This window comes from Bariatricus sp. HCP28S3_A4, from assembly GCF_052066395.1.
Taxonomy (GTDB): domain Bacteria; phylum Bacillota; class Clostridia; order Lachnospirales; family Lachnospiraceae; genus Allocoprococcus.
On sequence record NZ_JBQHSE010000002.1, the window covers coordinates 130,358 to 147,950 of the forward strand.

Annotated in this window: 16 protein-coding genes and 1 riboswitch; of the genes, 15 read left to right on the top strand and 1 reads right to left on the bottom strand. The window is 45.3% G+C overall.

Annotation, left to right across the window (positions count from 1 at the left end; genetic code table 11):
- The first annotated feature begins 32 nt into the window (after positions 1 to 32).
- From ACTNBF_RS01650 to ACTNBF_RS01680, 7 genes are all read left to right on the top strand, one after another.
- Positions 33 to 878, top strand: coding sequence for a YitT family protein (locus ACTNBF_RS01650; RefSeq protein WP_441088645.1), 846 nt, complete (start codon positions 33 to 35; stop codon positions 876 to 878).
- Positions 879 to 1,023: 145 nt separating this feature from the next.
- Positions 1,024 to 2,031, top strand: coding sequence for an SPFH domain-containing protein (locus ACTNBF_RS01655; protein WP_441028647.1), 1,008 nt, complete (start codon positions 1,024 to 1,026; stop codon positions 2,029 to 2,031).
- A gap of 1 nt (position 2,032) precedes the next feature.
- Entirely contained in the window at positions 2,033 to 2,245 is a 213-nt protein-coding gene (locus tag ACTNBF_RS01660) for a PTS ascorbate transporter subunit IIC (RefSeq protein ID WP_427818924.1), read from the top strand.
- A gap of 148 nt (positions 2,246 to 2,393) precedes the next feature.
- A riboswitch (cobalamin riboswitch) is annotated at positions 2,394 to 2,582 on the top strand.
- 219 nt (positions 2,583 to 2,801) lie between these two features.
- The gene (locus tag ACTNBF_RS01665; protein ID WP_441088646.1) at positions 2,802 to 3,989 is read left to right on the top strand and encodes a sirohydrochlorin cobaltochelatase; all 1,188 of its coding nucleotides are present in this window, start codon (positions 2,802 to 2,804) and stop codon (positions 3,987 to 3,989) included.
- Between the two features lie 16 nt (positions 3,990 to 4,005).
- Positions 4,006 to 4,524 carry a hypothetical protein gene (locus tag ACTNBF_RS01670; RefSeq protein WP_441049378.1) on the top strand — a complete coding sequence of 173 codons (519 nt, stop codon included), beginning with the start codon at positions 4,006 to 4,008 and terminating at the stop codon, positions 4,522 to 4,524.
- A gap of 238 nt (positions 4,525 to 4,762) precedes the next feature.
- Positions 4,763 to 5,359, top strand: coding sequence for a cyclase family protein (locus tag ACTNBF_RS01675; protein WP_427818926.1), 597 nt, complete (start codon positions 4,763 to 4,765; stop codon positions 5,357 to 5,359).
- A gap of 179 nt (positions 5,360 to 5,538) precedes the next feature.
- Entirely contained in the window at positions 5,539 to 7,656 is a 2,118-nt protein-coding gene (locus ACTNBF_RS01680; RefSeq protein WP_441088647.1) for a glycogen synthase, read from the top strand.
- Between the two features lie 52 nt (positions 7,657 to 7,708).
- Here the strand turns inward: ACTNBF_RS01680 and ACTNBF_RS01685 are convergent, their stop codons facing one another.
- A complete protein-coding gene (locus ACTNBF_RS01685; protein WP_427808805.1) occupies positions 7,709 to 8,485 on the bottom strand; it encodes a sulfite exporter TauE/SafE family protein in 777 nt (258 codons plus the stop codon).
- A gap of 188 nt (positions 8,486 to 8,673) precedes the next feature.
- On the opposite strand from ACTNBF_RS01685, the gene ACTNBF_RS01690 reads away from it, so the two are divergent.
- From ACTNBF_RS01690 to ACTNBF_RS01725, 8 genes are all read left to right on the top strand, one after another.
- Positions 8,674 to 9,030 carry a hypothetical protein gene (locus ACTNBF_RS01690; RefSeq protein WP_441016546.1) on the top strand — a complete coding sequence of 119 codons (357 nt, stop codon included), beginning with the start codon at positions 8,674 to 8,676 and terminating at the stop codon, positions 9,028 to 9,030.
- A complete protein-coding gene (locus ACTNBF_RS01695) occupies positions 8,975 to 10,054 on the top strand; it encodes a helix-turn-helix domain-containing protein (RefSeq protein WP_441088648.1) in 1,080 nt (359 codons plus the stop codon). Before ACTNBF_RS01690 ends, ACTNBF_RS01695 begins: the two co-directional genes overlap by 56 nt.
- A 150-nt stretch (positions 10,055 to 10,204) precedes the next feature.
- Positions 10,205 to 11,716: a CoA-transferase gene (locus tag ACTNBF_RS01700; RefSeq protein ID WP_427808802.1), complete on the top strand. Its 1,512-nt coding sequence runs from the start codon at positions 10,205 to 10,207 to the stop codon at positions 11,714 to 11,716.
- Positions 11,717 to 12,033: 317 nt separating this feature from the next.
- The gene (locus tag ACTNBF_RS01705; protein WP_441024081.1) at positions 12,034 to 13,608 is read left to right on the top strand and encodes an ABC transporter substrate-binding protein; all 1,575 of its coding nucleotides are present in this window, start codon (positions 12,034 to 12,036) and stop codon (positions 13,606 to 13,608) included.
- A 128-nt stretch (positions 13,609 to 13,736) separates the two neighbouring features.
- On the top strand, positions 13,737 to 14,687 hold the full coding sequence (locus ACTNBF_RS01710; RefSeq protein WP_427818934.1) for an ABC transporter permease: 951 nt from the start codon (positions 13,737 to 13,739) through the stop codon (positions 14,685 to 14,687).
- Positions 14,688 to 14,698: 11 nt separating this feature from the next.
- Positions 14,699 to 15,595 (top strand): ABC transporter permease, encoded by an 897-nt coding sequence (locus ACTNBF_RS01715; protein ID WP_427818935.1) that lies wholly within the window; start codon positions 14,699 to 14,701, stop codon positions 15,593 to 15,595.
- Positions 15,595 to 16,617, top strand: coding sequence for an ABC transporter ATP-binding protein (locus ACTNBF_RS01720; RefSeq protein ID WP_441088649.1), 1,023 nt, complete (start codon positions 15,595 to 15,597; stop codon positions 16,615 to 16,617). The genes ACTNBF_RS01715 and ACTNBF_RS01720 overlap by 1 nt, the downstream gene beginning before the upstream one ends.
- 2 nt (positions 16,618 to 16,619) lie before the next feature.
- Complete coding sequence (locus tag ACTNBF_RS01725) at positions 16,620 to 17,591, top strand: ABC transporter ATP-binding protein (RefSeq protein ID WP_441088650.1); 972 nt, start codon at positions 16,620 to 16,622, stop codon at positions 17,589 to 17,591.
- Positions 17,592 to 17,593: the final 2 nt, after the last annotated feature.

Below are 17,593 nucleotides of genomic sequence, written 5' to 3' on the forward strand. Positions count from 1 at the left end.
GATAATGGAAGAAATATATTTTGGAGGTTATCATGAAAAAACAAGGTGTGTTCAAAGAGATGGCTATCCTTACAGGTGCGGTTGCGATCATCGCAGCAGCAGTATTTTTCTTCCTGATTCCGAGCCATACAGCGGTCAGCAGTATTTCAGGTCTGGCTATCGTGTTATCGAATTTTATCCCGCTTTCGATTTCAGCGATTACAATGATTCTGAATGTAGGATTGCTGATCATCGGATTTATCCTGTGCGGGCCGGAATTCGGATATAAGACCGTGTATACATCCATCATGCTTCCGGTATTTATGGGGATTCTGGAAGCGCTTCTGCCAAATAATAAGTCGCTGACCGGAGATCAGGCACTTGATGTACTCGCCTATATCCTGCTGGTGAGTGTGGGACTCAGTATTTTGTTTAACCGCAATGCGTCATCAGGAGGACTGGACATTGTTGCGAAAATCATGAACAAATTCCTGCATATGGAGTTGGGGAAGGCGATGTCCCTTGCCGGAATGTGTGTGGCACTTTCTGCTGCATTTGTTTATGACTCAAAGACGGTTGTACTGAGTGTGATCGGTACGTATTTTAACGGGATCGTGGTGGATTACTTTATTTTCGGGCAGAACGAAAAGAAAAGAGTGTGCATTGTATCCCAGAAGGAAGAATTGGTGCGGGATTTTATTCTGAACGATCTGCACAGCGGTGCAACGATCTATGAAGCGATTGGGGCGTATACGCTTGAAAAGCGCCGGGAGATCATTGCAATTGTAGACAAACATGAATATCAGAAGCTGATGAGATTCATGAATGAAAAGGATCCGGATGCATTTATGACGGTGTATTCGGTACATGACATGAGATATAAACCGAAAGTGTATTGAGAAATCAAAGCCAGTGATTTGTGTGAATCCACATTTCACCGGCTTTTGTTTTTTAATCCAAAATCTATTTTCTTTTCAAAATTATATTGCACATATGAAATAAATATGATATCATTTTGATATCAAAATAAAGGAGGGGAAACTCATGAAGGAAATCACATTAAACAATAGGAAGAACGGAATGCCGGTACTGCTTCTGACCATCGCTCTGTATGTACTCGCAACGGTAGGTCTGATCTTTGGGATTGAATACGAATACTGGATCCTTGTGGTTCTTTGCAGTATCTGGCTGGCACTTGGCTGGATTTTGTTTTTAGGTCTTAAGACACTGAAACCACAGGAAGCGCTTGTGCTTACTCTTTTCGGAAATTATGTCGGTACGCTGAAAGAGCCTGGTTTCTATTTTGTGAATCCGTTCTGTGTAGGTGTGAATCCGGCTGCGAAGACAAAGCTGAACCAGAGCGGAGACGTGGACAGCCAGTCTAAGAGGTCTGTAATTTTCACACAGCCACAGGCAGGACAGGCTGTGGAGACGGTGAATAAGAAGATCTCTCTGAAGGTTATGACACTGAATAACAACCGTCAGAAGATCAATGACTGCCTCGGCAACCCGGTGGAGATCGGAATTGCCGTTACATGGCGGGTGGTGGACACGGCAAAAGCAGTTTTTAATGTAGACAACTATAAGGAATACCTTTCTCTGCAGTGCGATAGTGCGCTCCGTAATATTGTGCGGCTGTATCCTTACGATGTATCTCCGAATGTAGATACCACAGGAGACGGTGTCGCGGATGAAGGAAGCCTTCGCGGTTCCAGCGAAGTGGTTGCGGCAAGAATTAAAGAAGAGATCCAGGGCAGAGTGGAGGAAGCAGGCCTTGCGATCATCGAAGCGCGTATCACTTATCTGGCATATGCTCCGGAGATTGCGGCAGTCATGCTTCAGCGACAGCAGGCTTCTGCGATCATCGATGCGAGAAAAATGATCGTTGACGGAGCCGTGGGCATGGTGGAGATGGCACTTGAAAGGCTGGAAGAGAAGGATACAATAGCATTAGACGATGAAAGAAAAGCTGCGATGGTATCTAATCTGCTGGTTGTGCTTTGTGGAAATCATGATGCACAGCCGATAGTAAATACAGGAAGTCTTTACTAATATGGCAGAAACGAAAAAACAGATACCGCTTCGGGTATCACCAAAACTGTACGATGCCCTCGCAGCCTGGGCTGAAGATGATTTCCGTTCACTGAACGGGCAGATTGAATTTTTACTGACTGAATGTGTGAAGCAGCATCGAAAGGATGGCAAATATATTTCGAAGGAATTGCATGTGCGTCCACAGATCGATCTTCCGGAGAAAGAAGAATAATACATAAAAAGGCGGTGATGAGCCGTCTTTTTATGTTATGTGCAGGAGTTGTCGCCCGGAGTGGTCCGGCCGAAATAGATGAACATGCAGCGATTGAATTTGGAATCGGGGAAAACGAAGAAGCAGGCTTTACATTTCAGGCGGGTTGTGATAAGGTATGTTCGTCAGGTTCAGACAGCATTAGCTGTCTGATTAAAAGGGAAACAGGTGGAAGTCCTGTACGAACTCGTCACTGTAAACGGGGAGTGCAAGGCCAGAAATGTCACTGAGCAATTGGGAAGGCGGCCTTGGATCTGGATCCGTAAGTCAGGAGACCTGCCTGCAAACAACGGAGTGGGAAGAACCCACAGGCCACGAGTAACTGGTCGCAACCGATAAGAGTCATATTCCACATTCTCATCATCAGGCACCGGTGAAAGACCGGCTGTTTTGGAGAGAGTGCTGTTTGCGTATGTTATTATGAAGTGTGCCTTTTACCGACGATATGGGAAAGGCACCTCTTTTTTGTTGTACGCATTATCGGGAGAACGACAAAATAAGAAGGAGGAGATTCAGAATGAAGAAAAGATTACTCACAATTCTACTGGCCGTTTCCGTAATCAGCACATTAACAATAGCAGGATGTTCTGGTGGAAATGGGGAAGAAAAAGAGGAGACCAAAGAAACAGAAGATGATCAGAAAGCAGCGAATGAGGTGGCAGATTTGATAGACTCAATCTATGTTCAGGAAAGAAACGATCAGACGGATGAAGCGTGTAAGGCTGCAAAAGAAGCATGGGATGAACTGACGGATGAGCAGAAGGAACTGGTAGAAGGAGAAAATGCGGACCCGGATTATTTTGGAAAAGATACCGGAGACGCATCCGCCGACGATTCAAGGAACCAGGATGGAATCGGAGAAAATGAACTTCTGGCAGTCAGCTTCGGAACATCTTACAATGACAGCCGCGTGGAAGATATTAAAGGAATAGAAGATGCCCTGCAGGAGGCATATCCTGACTGGTCCGTAAGAAGAGCATTTACATCGCAGATTATCATCAATCACATACAGGCGAGAGACGGAGAATGTATTGACAATATGGATCAGGCTCTGGAGCGTGCAGTGAAAAATAATGTGAAGAATCTGATCGTACAGCCGACCCACTTGATGCATGGAGCAGAATATGATGAACTGGTCAAAGCAGTGGAGCGTTACCAGGACAAATTTGAATCCGTAAAGGTTTCGGAACCGCTTCTGGGTGAAGTGGGAAGCGATGCTTCGGCAATCAATTCAGATAAAGAAGCTGTTGCAAAGGCAGTGACGGCACAGGCTGTTGAAACAGCAGGATATGACAGCCTCGATGCAGCGAAGGAAGATGGTACGGCATTTGTATTTATGGGACATGGCACCTCCCATACGGCAAAAGTTTCCTACAGCCAGATGCAGACACAGATGCAGGTACTCGGCTACGACAATGTATTTATCGGGACCGTCGAAGGGGAACCGGAAGAAACTTCCTGCGAGGCAATTATTGAAGCAGTAAAAAATGCGGGATATAAAAAGGTCATTCTCCGGCCGTTGATGGTTGTGGCGGGGGATCACGCAAATAATGATATGGCCGGAGAGGATGAAGATTCATGGAAGAGTCTGTTTGAGAATTCCGGATTTTTTGAACAAGTGGATGTGCAGATTGCAGGACTTGGTGGAATCGAGGCTATTCAGCAGATTTATGTTGATCACACTGCGGCAGTCATTGATAAATAATGGGAGGATCAGAAGTATGAAGAAGAAAATAGCAGCCATGCTTGGAGTGGCAATACTGGCATCCGCGTTGATGCTCGGATGTGGAAAGAAAGAAGAAGCTGCAAAGACAGATACCGAGACACTTACGGAAGATACAGCTCAGAGTGAAGAAGCCGGGGAGGCTGAACTGGAAGACGGAATTTACAGTGCAGAATTCCAAACTGACAGCAGCATGTTTCATGTAAATGAAGCCTGTGACGGAAAAGGAACTCTGACGGTTAAGGATGGTCAGATGACGATTCACATTTCACTTACATCGAAAAATATTGTCAATCTCTATCCGGGACTTGCAGAGGCTGCCGTGAAAGAAGGAGCGGAGCTTCTGATTCCTACCGAAGATACGGTTACCTATAGTGATGGAACGACGGAAGAAGTGAATGGATTTGATGTTCCGGTTCCGGCGTTGGATGAAGAATTTGACCTTGCGCTGATTGGAACGAAAGGAAAATGGTATGATCATAAAGTTAGCGTATCGAATCCGGTTCGGGAAGAATAAAATGTCAGGGTAATACTAAATAAATATTAAAGCTTTCTTAAATTTTTCTCGGAAAAAAAGTAAGATCATGTATGACTGTGTAACAGAAGGTGCTGATGCAGGTACTGTGAAGACCGGAGATACGGCATCTTGGATGATGTATCTTGTATTTATCTTAAAAGAAAATAATTGATGATTGTCAATATTGTTTTCAAAAAAGTGATATACTGGATGAAATGGGTTAATGGAGGGAGAAGAGATGAGAATATATGATATTTCGCAGGAAGTGTTCGGATGCAATGTATTTCCCGGAGATCCGGCTCCTGAAAAAGAGATCTTATCCGTGATATCAAAGGATTCGCCATGCAATTTATCGGCATTTCGAATGTGTGCCCACAACGGAACGCATGTGGATGCTCCATATCATTTCTTACAGAAAGGAAAAACAATCGACCAGGTAGAACTGGAAAAATCTATCGGAAATGCTTATGTGACAGAACACAATGGAATTATGACTGCACAGGATGCGGCTGCCATTATGGGAAAAGCAAGACGGATCGGCCGGGACTTTGAAAAGAGAATCTTGATTAAGGGAAAGGCTGTTGTGTCGGCGGAGGCAGCTGATGTATTTGCAGAAGAAGGGATATTTCTGCTTGGAAATGAATCTCAGACGGTAGGACCGGAGGATGCACCAATGGAAGTGCATCTTAAACTTCTGGGAGCGGAAATTGTATTGCTGGAAGGAATCTGTCTGGATAAGGTTCCCGAAGGATGCTATTTCCTGAATGCGGCACCGATAAATCTGGGTGGCGGAGATGGGGCACCTTGTCGGGCGATTCTGGTGGAACTGGACTGAGTTATCTTGAAAGAAGATAAGACTCCTGCCACGCAGCAAGTACGCCGAGGCGTATTTGAAAGTTACTTTATAAAAAGAACACGAAATTTGCCCATTTGTGGATTTGTGTGCTATAATAGTATAAGATTCTAAATATTACAAACAGTGAACAATTAGAATTTTTTATGGAGAGGTATAAAATGGCAAGAAAACAAACTACCAAAACTACAGTAAAGAAAAGTGCCCCGGCAAAAAGGACTACAAAAAAAGCAACGGTTGAAGCTGCTTTGACAACAGAGCCGGGAGAAGAAATCGTGAAAGAAGAAATTGTTAAGGAAACTGAAAAAGCAGAAGGGGCAGAAGCAGTGAAGACGGAAGCGCCTGAAGAAAAGAAAACTACGAAGAGGGCAGCAGCAAAGAAAACGACTGCGGCAAAGAAAACAACGACAAGAAAAACTACCAGGAAAAAAGCAGAACCTGCAGAAAAAGAGACGGAAGAAGTGAAAGCTGAAGAGCCAAAGGCAGAAGAAGCAAAGGAAGAGAAAACGGAGGAAGTTAAGGCAGAACCGGTGGCAGAAGAAACACCAGTAGTAGAAGTAAAGGAAGAACCGGTAGTAGAAGAAACACCGGCAGAGGAAGCGAAAGAAGAGCCGGCAGCTGAGGAAGAACCGGCAGAGGAAGCGAAAGAAGAGCCGGCAGCTGAGGAAGAACCGGAAGAGGAAGCGAAAGAAGAACCGGCAGCTGAGGAAGAACCGGAAGAGGAAGCGAAAGAAGAACCGGCAGCTGAGGAAGAACCGGCAGAGGAAACCAAAGAAGCACCGGCAGAAGAGGTAAAAGAAGAACCGAAACAGGAGGTATATATGAGTCCAAGAAGAAGTATCGCATTTATCGGTTCAGAATGCTATCCATTCGTGAAGACCGGAGGTTTGGGTGATGTTATGTACGCGCTCCCGAAGGCATTAGTTAAACAGAATTGTGATGTGAAGGTAATTATCCCACGTTACAAATGTATACCGCAGAAATATCAGGAGAAGATGGTATACAAAGGATCCTTCCAGATGAATCTGTGTGCAGACGGCAGATCCTATTATGTAGGTATTATGGAATATGTATGGGATGGAGTTGTGTATGATTTTATTGATAATGAAGAATTTTTCAGCAGTGGAAATCCATATACGAATCTGATTGATGATATTCCGAAATACTGCTATTTCGCCAAGGCAGCACTTGCAGCACTGAATTATCTGAACTGGGTTCCGGATATCATTCATTGTCACGACTGGCAGGCAGCTCTGGTTCCGGTATATCTTAGAACTTTATTCGAAAATACAAAGCTGACTACTGCAAAGACGATCTTAACGATCCATAATCTGCGTTTCCAGGGTATTTACAATATTCCGACGATCCGCTACTGGTCAGGACTTCCGGATTACGTATTTAACAAAGATGCACTGAAAGTAAACTACAACGATGCGAATATGTTAAAAGGAGGACTGGCTTACGCTAATATTATTACAACTGTCAGCAATACATACGCCGGTGAGATTCAGACAGCATACTACGGAGAGAAACTGGATGCGCATCTGAGACATCACTGGAGAAAATTGAGAGGTATCGTCAACGGTATCGATTATGATATCTGGAACACCAGCACAGATTCCAGATTGTATGCAAACTATGACATCACGAATGTATTAGAGAAGAAGAGGGAAAACAAGCGGAAACTGCAGGAAGAGCTGGGACTTGTTCAGGATGACCATAAGTTTGTCATTGGTCTGATTTCGAGATTGACCGATCAGAAGGGACTGGATCTTGTCAATACCATTCTTCGTCAGGTTATGGATGAACATACCCAGTTCGTTGTACTTGGTACCGGAGATGATGTATATGAGAATTCTTTCCGTTATTATGAGAATGCATATAAGGGAAATGTATGCTCCAACATCATGTATGATGAAACAAGAGCTCACAGAATTTATGCGGGTGCAGATGCTTTACTGGTACCTTCGCAGTTTGAACCTTGCGGACTTACCCAGTTAATTGCTATGCATTATGGTACAATTCCAATTGTTCGTGAGACCGGTGGACTGAAGGACACTGTTGAACCATATAACATGTTTACGAATACAGGAAACGGATTTACATTCGACCGTTATGATGCAGGCTTGTTATTGGATGCTATTAACAGAGCAAAGACATTATTCTTTACAAATCGCTGGTGCTGGGATGAGATGGTTCAGAGAGATATGGACAAGAACTTTTCATGGGAGAATTCAGCAAAACAGTATAAGGAGCTGTATCTGGAATTGACAAGATAGTATTGTGATTTCTGATAAAAAATAATGGGATACCGGTGGTATCCCATTATTTTTAGCTGACAATATTGACAAGGAATATTGCACCGCCCAAGATGGTAAGTACAATTCCGGTGGAACGATTGAGTGTTGCTGCACTTGCCTTGTTTGCAAATTTGGCAGCAATGCGTGCCCATAACAGTGTTGAGAGAATACAGAGGATCAGAGGGAGCATTTCCGGCATACCGCCGATCATAAAGTGACTTCCCGCTCCGGTTAATGCTGTAAAGGTCATAATAAATACGCTGGTACCAACAGCGGTTTTTAGTTCGTAACCCAGAACACTGGTCAGGATCAGAAGCATCATCATTCCGCCGCCGGCGCCGATGAAACCGCAGATAAAGCCTACGATCATACCACTTAATACCGATTGAACAAATCGTTTTTTCGGACTGACAGATGCCATTTTTTCTTTGGTTGTCATAACCGGCTTCACGATAAATTTGATGCCGACCAGAAGTGTCATACATGTGGAAAAGCTTCCCATGGTTGAATTTGGGACTTTACTTGCCACAAAGCTTCCAACGAACGTGAAGATCAGGACGGTGATCATCATGACAAGACCGTTTTTGATATCCAGATTCTTATTTTTGCCGTAAGTATAAGCACTGACAGCACTGGCAAGGACGTCACTTGCCAGTGCGATTCCAACTGCATCATATGCAGGCATGCCCAGAAATGTAATCAGCATGGGACTTATGACAGCGGCTGCACTCATTCCGGCAAATCCGGTCCCCAGTCCTGCGCCCATTCCTGCAATAAAACAAATGACAATTTTGTAGAGTATTTCCATCGTTAGTGTACCTCCTTGATCCCGAAACGGGCATATTGTCCCTCCTGGATAGTTTAAATTAGAACTATTATATCGCCTGAAAGAGGAATGTCAATTAAATTTCTATAAAACTGACACACTTCCCTGCATTCTGTCTCTATCCGGATGTAGGAAAATAAATTACAATAGTATCATAGGAGTGAGCGTATATGATTCGAATGGAAATAGCATTGTTTCTGGTCCTGACATTCGTGGCGTTTGTCTATTTCTCGGCAGGGCAGAAACACTCGAGGCTACATCAAACATTTTCGATTCTTCTGATTGCGGTACTGGTTCATCTTGTATTTGATGCGGTAACCGTTTATACAGTGAATCATCTGGACACAGTGCCGAGAATTCTGAATGATATTTTTCATCGCTTTTTTATCGGAACGATGGTATTTGTTGTCTATCTTTTCTACCAGTATATTGCGGTCTTGGTGGAAGAGGAGACTGGAAAACCTCGGCGGTTTGATCTGGTGGCAAAGATTTATCTGGCTGCTGTTTTGCCACTGGAACCAGATTGACGGAAAGAAGAAAAAGGCGATTGGTGCAGCTCTTGTGATCGAAGTATGTGTATCCTTGCTGCAGGCGGTGAATCCGACCTGGCTTATCAGCGGAATGGGTATGACTCTGATGACGATGGCTTTCTATCTGACGCTTGAGAATCCGGACATTCTGCGTGCAGAACTGACGGAACAGAAGATGTCCATGCTTTATTTGAAAAGTCAGGTGAATCCCCATTTCCTCTATAATACACTGGACACGATCCGGATTCAGGCCCAGTTAAATGATGACAAGAAAGTAGCAGATCTTCTGATGCGGCTGGTGGATGACGAAATTATGATACGAGAAGGATTTAAACGTCTGTTTGACTGGGAAGGGCATGACTGTGAAGTTGTTGGCGAAGCAGCCGATGGAATGGAGGCACTGGCGCGGATCGATACACTTTGTCCGGACATTGTGATCATGGATATCAACATTCCGATTATGAACGGACTAAAGGTCATTCAGCTCAGCAGAATCAAACATCCGGGCATTGCTTTTGTTATTGTGTCCGGATATGATGATTTCTCGTATTGTCAGCAGGCGCTTCGTCTGCAGATCACGGATTATATTCTGAAACCGGTTGATTACGAAGAATTTGGAATTTGTATTGATAATCTGAAGATATTGTTGTATGAAAAGCGGGTGTCGGAGGAAGGAAAGGCAGGAGTGAAGAACGAGCGTGTGATTACCGGGATCACCAGATATATGCAGGAACATCTGGCCGAAGAAGTGAGTCTTTCCGTACTGGCGGAAGAATTTCATCTGAATCCGCAGTATATCAGCCAGTTATTTAAAAATGAGATCGGAGTAGGATTTCTCTCTTATCTGACAAATATCCGTATGGAGAAAGCGAAGAAACTCCTTGTGTCTACGCAGCTTTCCATGGTGGAGATTGCAGAACAGACCGGATATGGAGATTATCGGGTATTTACCAAGGTATTTAAAAAGACAGAAGGAATCACACCGTCCCAGTATCGGCGGGAATTCCTGGAGGAACGGTAGAATTGAGGCAATATAACAGGAAAGTTCTGGACTTTATACAATGATTCTGATAGAATAGCTACAGATTTATGAGTAGAACGGCATCGGCAGGCAGGATGTAGGATTCCTTGTTCACCGGTGCTGTGTTATGTTATGAGGGGGACATTTTTCATGTATGAAATAATGAGTGCCGATGAGGCAATTCGACTGATCCGGGACGGAGATTGTATTTGTGTAAATTCGTTTGTAGGAATTGAAAATCCTGTAGCACTTCATGAGGCACTCTTTGACAGGTACCAGAGGATGCAGTCACCCAGACATCTGACGATTGTTTCCAGTGCCGGTTTCGGTGTGTGGGATGAAAACCGTAATGCGGAAGGGTATATTCGGGAAGGTGCTGTAGACCGACTGATCTGTGGGCATTTTGGCGCTATGATGAGTACGAAGAAGCTTGTGTTGGAGGATCGGTTTGAGGCATACAATCTGCCGCTGGGCTGCATTTCTCACGCAATCCGTGCACAGGCGGGCGGACTGCCGGGAGCACTTTCCAAGGTGGGGCTGGATATTTTCGTGGATCCGAGAATGGAAGGGCCTGGAATCAATCGGATTTCGATTGATGATTCTCTGGTCAAACATGTCGAAGTGGATGGGGAGGAATTTCTCTATTATAAGCTGCCGAAACTTACAGTTGCTCTGATCAAGGGAACGGCAGCAGACCGTAAAGGAAATATTTCTTTTGATGATATGTTTATGTCCGGTGACGCATTGTCCATCTGTCAGGCGGTTAAGGCGAATCATGGAAAGGTGATCGTGCAGGTGGACCGTCTTGTGAATACACCTTCCCGTCCGCGAAACGCAATCATACCGGGGTGCCTTGTGGACGCAATTGTTGTGACAGAACCGGAAGAACGGAATGAAGCGTATACCGCTTTGACCGGAAGCTTTGAGATTCCTTATGAAGAGTGGAATATGTGGAATGAGAAGATCGATACGGTTTCTTCGAAAGCTTCGAAGAACAACACCGTCGGAAATATCATCGGCCGGAGGGCAGCAATGGAGCTGCGCCTGGATGACATTGTGAATATCGGGATCGGTATTCCGGAAATGGTTTCCAGACATGCAAGAAAGAACGGAATGCTGGATATGGTGACATTGACGGTTGAGTCCGGAGGAATCGGTGGATTCCCGGTATCCGGGGAGGCATTTGGCGCCATGATCGGTGCAGCATCAGTTTATGATATGGCCAACCAGTTTGACCTTTATGATAATGGCGGGCTGGATGTTTGCTTCATGGGAGCATTGGAAGTGGACGGACAGGGAAATGTCAACGCACACCGTGGCCCGGGGGCCTTTGCGGGAATCGGAGGATTTGCCAATATTACAGCGAAAACACCGACGGTTGTGTTCTGCCTGACGTTTAATACCAAGGGACTTGAGGTTTCCCAGAAGAAAGGGGTCGTTACAATTGAAAAGGAAGGTACGATCCCGAAGTTTGTAGAGGAAGTAAAAAGCATTAGTTTCTCAGCTAAGCGGGCCATTGCCAACGGTCAGAAGGTACTGTATGTCACAGAACGGTGTGTATTCCGGCTGACACCAAAAGGACTAAAGCTGATTGAAGTATTTCCTGGAGTGGATGCCGAGAAAGATATTCTTTCACATCTGCCGTTTGAGGTGGAATTATAATTTTGCCAAGGCGTACCTGAACAATGCCCGGGATTTCTCAGCATGTGTGCGGCTGAAATCCACGGGCATTTTTACGCTCTATTTCATAATTCGTAAGCGCCAAATCATATTTGGCTTCTGCTCCGTATTCCAGAAACTATGAAAAATATATAGAAAAGAGTTTATACATTTTAGGATTGATTTTTGTACAGTAAAGCAGTCAAGGTTTATAGATAAGACAAATAAATAGACAAAATCTATCATTATTTTGAATTTGATACTACCCAGTATGTTTATTATACTTAATATATAAATACAAATTTGGGAGGAAATAAAGTATGAAACACAAAACATTGTCACGCATTCTTGCATTCGTTATGTGTGCGACGCTTGTTCTGGCTGGCTGCGGCAAAAAGGAAAGCAGTACAGATAACAAGACAGATGCATCCGATGCAGCGACCACAGAACCGATTGAACTCAACGTAGCGATTGCGGCAAATCCGCCGTCACTGGATCCGCCGACTGTCAATTCCAATACGGTTGGAGGAATTGGTGTACATATTTATGAATCATTATTCCAGATGAATGAAAACTATGAACCGGTTCCGGTGCTGGCTGAATCCTATGAAGTGAGCGATGACGGAATGGTTTATACCTTCAAACTTCGTCAGGGTGTGAAGTTCCATAACGGCGAAGAAATGAAAGCAGATGATGTAGTAGCTTCTATGAATCGCTGGCTGGAGCTTTCTGCTAAAGCAAATACACTGATCGGTGGTTCTGTATTTGAGGAAGTAGACGATTATACCGTAAAGATGACAGCAAATCAGGCTTCTTCTGACATTATCATGATTCTTGCAAGTCCGATTCAGTTTGCGGCAATCTATCCAAAAGAGGTCGTAGAATCTGCTTCTGAAGAAGGAATTACGGAATACATCGGAACCGGCCCGTACAAACTGGCTGAATGGAAGCAAGATCAGTATGTGAAGCTGGAACGCTATGAAGACTATCAGCCTTCACCGAATGCGTCTACCGGTCTCGCAGATGCGAAGGATGTTGTATCGGATGTGATCTATTTCCGCGTAGTAACCGATTCTGCAACCCGTATTGCAGGTGTAGAGAACGGTCAGTATGACATCGCAGAAGATGTTCCGCTTGAGAGATATCAGGAGCTTTCTGAGAAATCAGGACTGAAGCTGATCATCCAGAGCGGCGGTACACTGAACCTGTTCCTGAATACAACAGAAGGTATTATGGCAAATGAAAAAGTAAGACAGGCAGCACTTGCAGCTCTGAACTGTGATGATGTTCTTCTGGCAGCTTACGGAGATCCGAGTCTGTATGAAATCAATGCAGGATGGTGTAACCCAGATGACAAGCAGTGGGGAACCGATGCCGGTAAAGAATACTACAATCAGAATGATGTAGAAAAAGCAAAAGAACTTCTGGCTGAATCCGGATATAATAATGAGAAGATCGTTCTCGTAACGACTCCGGATTATGAAGAAATGTACAATGCAACACTGGTTGTACAGGAACAGCTGAAACAGGCGGGGTTCAATGCCGAAGTAGAAAGCTATGATTTCAGCACCTTTATGGAACATCGTTCTGATCCGAAGCAGTTCAGCATGTTTATTACAAGCAACAGCTATAATATGCTTCCGGTTCAGCTTTCTGTACTGGATAAAGGCTGGGCAGGATTAGACCGTCAGGAAGTAACAGACGGAATTACGAAGATTCGTTCTGCAGCATCCGATGAAGAAGCAGCTGCAGCATGGGCAGATCTCCAGACATTCCTGTATGAAGACGGTGCAGCAACTGTTCTCGGACATTTTACAAACGTTATTTTGACAAATGAGAAAGTGGACGGAGTCGGCTATGTAAGATTCCCGATTTACTGGACCGCAACAAAATAGTTTTATCTTGAACTTGAAAATATGCGATAGCAGGATGGCGGCGGTGCTTGTATGCAACCGCCGCTTCTTTGATTTTATTGGAAATTAGATTTTCCAGAACGATATCAAGAGAAAGGAGTTAATCTCTTATGTTAAAATACATTGGGAAACGTATCTTGTCCCTGATTCCGGTCATGTTCGTTGTATCTGTGGTTGTCTTTCTGGTAACATATCTGATTCCGGGAGGCCCGGCAACGGCGCTTCTGGGGCTGGAGGCAAGCTCGGATCAGATTGCGGCGTTGAATGCAGAACTTGGCTTTGACCGCCCGTTTCTGGTGCAGTATGCAGACTGGTTCATGGATGTACTTCATGGGGACTGGGGAAGATCGTATTTTCTTCAGCAGTCTGTACTTGAGGCCATTGCCGAATATTTTGGTCCCACGATCAGTCTTGCCATTCTGGCACAGATCATTGCTTTGATTCTTTCTGTTCCGCTTGGAATTGTTGCGGCGTATAAAAGAGGAACCGCAGTGGATGTGACGGCGGTAACGGCATCTCTTCTCGGAACTGCAATCCCGGGATTTCTGCTTAGTATGTTTCTTATGTTGTTTTTCGGTGTTTACCATCACTGGTTCCCGGTTTCCGGGTATGTCGGATTGGATCAGGGACTTTTGGAGCATCTGAGGTACCTGTTTGTTCCGGCATTGTCTCTTGGAATTGTACAGGCGGCCTATATTACACGAATGACCCGATCCTCTCTTCTGGAAGTACTGTATAAGAATTTTATCCGGACAGCCCGGGCAAAGGGACTGAAAGAAAAGAAAGTGCTTCTGACCTATGCGCTGAAAAATGCGGCGCCGGCGATTCTTACGGCTGTCGGACAGTCCTTCGGAAGTCTGGTAACTGGAACGATCGTAACGGAGACACTGTTTAATATTCCGGGAATCGGAATGCTGACAATGGGAGCAATCAACCGGAGGGACATTTTCCTGATCCAGGGTGTAGTTCTTTTTGTGACACTTGTTTATGTTTTGGTCAATCTGGTTGTGGATATATTGTATGGCTTCGTTGATCCCAGGCTTCAGCCGGGGCGCAAGTAGGAGGTGGAGATATGTATTTTACAAGAAAAAGTGCTTCGGATGCCAGTGTGGCGATTCTGAAGGAACAGCGCCAGCTCCGCAAAGAACGTCTTCTGGCAAGTCCGGGATTGATTATCGGATTCATCGGATTTGCGATCATTTTGTTGTTTGCGGTTCTGGTGCCGATTCTTAATAAAACAGATCCGAACGCCATGGTAGTGGCGGATCGTTTGCAGCCTCCCGGGAAAGGGCATCTTTTGGGAACCGATGAGTTGGGACGTGACCTGTTTATCCGCGTGATGTATGGGGCGAGAGTGTCCCTATGGGTTGGCGGCTGTGTAGCTGCATTTTCATGCATTCTAGGAACCATCATCGGTCTGTATGCAAGCTATTTTAAAGTATTGGATCAGATCTTGATGAGGATTTGTGATGGTTTGATTGCAATTCCCGGAATTCTGCTTGCAGTTGCGTTGATTTCCGCGTTTGGAACATCGAGCTGGAATGTAATCTGGGCGCTGACGATTGTGTATACGCCCAGTGTTGCAAGGACTGTCCGGGCAAGTGCGATGGTCATACGGGAACAGACCTATGTGGAGGCCGCACAGGTACAAGGGGCAAGCAGTTTTCGCATCTTGTGGAAACTGATTCTGCCGGGCGTTATTTCTCCTTTGACGGTTCAGGCTTCTTTTATTTTTGCACAGGCAATCATTTCGGAAGCTTCATTAAGCTTTCTGGGAGCGGGAATCCCGGCACCTGCGGCGAGCTGGGGCAATATGCTTCAGGCCAGTAAACTGGTTCTTTCGAAAGCACCGTGGACGATGATCGTACCGGGAGCCGCCGTGATACTTTGTGTACTGAGCCTGAACCTTCTGGGAGACGGTCTTCGGGATTTCCTTGATCCGAGAACAAAAGGAGGGGCAAAAAGGTAATGAATGAGAATACGAATAAAACAGCCAAGGAGCCGATCCTTGAGATTAAGAATCTTCGGGTATTATTCCCGGTTCATAAAAAATGGTATCCCGCGGTAGATGGCGTGAATCTGAGCATTCGTCCGGGAGAAATTACCGGTGTGGTTGGCGAGTCCGGATCCGGGAAAAGTGTGATGTCCCAGTCTATTCTCAGACTGAGAGATCATGACACGGCAGTGCGTTATGAAGGAGAAATCGTTTTTGAAGGTCAGGATCTTCTGAAGCTTCCGCTCTCGAAAATGAGAGACATTCGAGGTGACCGGATCTCTGTTATTTTCCAGGATCCACTGACCTCGTTAAGCCCGGTGCATACGGTTGGCAAACAGTTGAGTGAAGTGTTGATTCTTCACAGAAAGCTGTCAAAACAGGAAGCGAAAAAGCGTGCAGTCGAGATGTTGAAGATTACAGGGATACCAAATCCGGAGAACTGCTACAGACAGTATCCGTTTGAACTTTCCGGAGGGATGCAGCAAAGAGTTATGATTGCAATGGCACTGGCATGTGAGCCGAAGCTCCTGATTGCGGATGAACCGACCACTGCCCTGGATGTGACGATTCAGGAACAGATTCTGCAGTTGATCCGGGAATTAAACGATAAGCTGGGAATGTCAGTATTGTTTATTACACACGATATGGGAGCTGTATCACAGCTTTGCCACAGTGTAAGAGTTATGTATCTCGGGCAGGTCGTTGAAGAAGCATTGACAGAAGAATTATTTGAAAAGCCACTTCATCCGTATACGCAAGGACTGTTGGCATGTATTCCGCATCTGGGCGTGGAGAAAGGCAAGCACCTTCCGGTTGTCCCCGGAACGGTACCTCCACTTACAAAAATCCCGGAAGGATGCCATTTCTGTACCAGATGCAAGGATGCGGATGCCAGATGCCAAAAGGCACAGCCGCCGCTCTGTGAGCCAGAGCCGGGACATCTTGTAAAATGCTGGAAATATGCGGATGCAAAGAAGCAGGAACAGGAGGACTAGGTATGGGGACACATTTGCTGGAAGTAAAGAATTTGAAAAAGACATATCCGCTGCGGGGAACTTCGAATAAGCTGTTTGCACCGAAAGAGCATATGATTGCCGTCAATGATATGTCCTTCTATATTGAAGAAGGAGAAATCTATGGACTTGTGGGAGAATCAGGATGCGGAAAATCGACTACCGGACGTGCCATCGTAGGCCTTAACAAGATGGACAGTGGAGAAATTCTGTATAATGGGAAGGATCTCTGCAAGTTGAGTGATCGGGAGTTCAGACCACTTAGAAAGGATCTGCAGATGGTGTTCCAGGATACCTTGTCCGCACTCAATCCGAGAGGACGTATCGGGGATATTCTGGAAGAGACCCTAATCATTCACGGTATGGGCGATGCTGCGAAACGCAGGGAGACGGTGCTTGAAATCCTGCAGAAAGTGGGACTGTCGGAAGAACATTATTTCCGCTATCCGCATGAACTTTCCGGCGGTCAGGTACAGCGTCTGGGAATCGCAGGAGCACTGATCATTCAGCCGAAGCTGATCGTGTGTGACGAACCGGTCTCCGCACTGGACGTGTCCATTCAGGCCCAGATCCTGAATATGCTGATGGATCTGCAGAAAGAGCTTCGAATCAGTCTGCTGTTTATCTCACATGATATTGGGGTTGTGCGGTATATATCGGACAGAGTTGGAGTCATGTATCTAGGCTCCATGATGGAGGAAGCGGGAACGGAGGAATTATTTGAAAATCCGCTTCATCCTTATACGAAAGCGCTCTTTGCGGCGGCACCGGATCCGTATATACAGAGAAGAGAAGTGGCAGCGCTTAATGGGGAGCAGCCGGTGAGGACAGAGAAGTTTGCAGGATGTGCGTTTTGCACGCGGTGCCCGTATGCGACAGAAAAATGCAGGCAGGAAGAACCGAAGCTTAGAGAGGTAAAGAGTGGGCATAAGGTGGCATGTCATCTGGCGGAATAGTC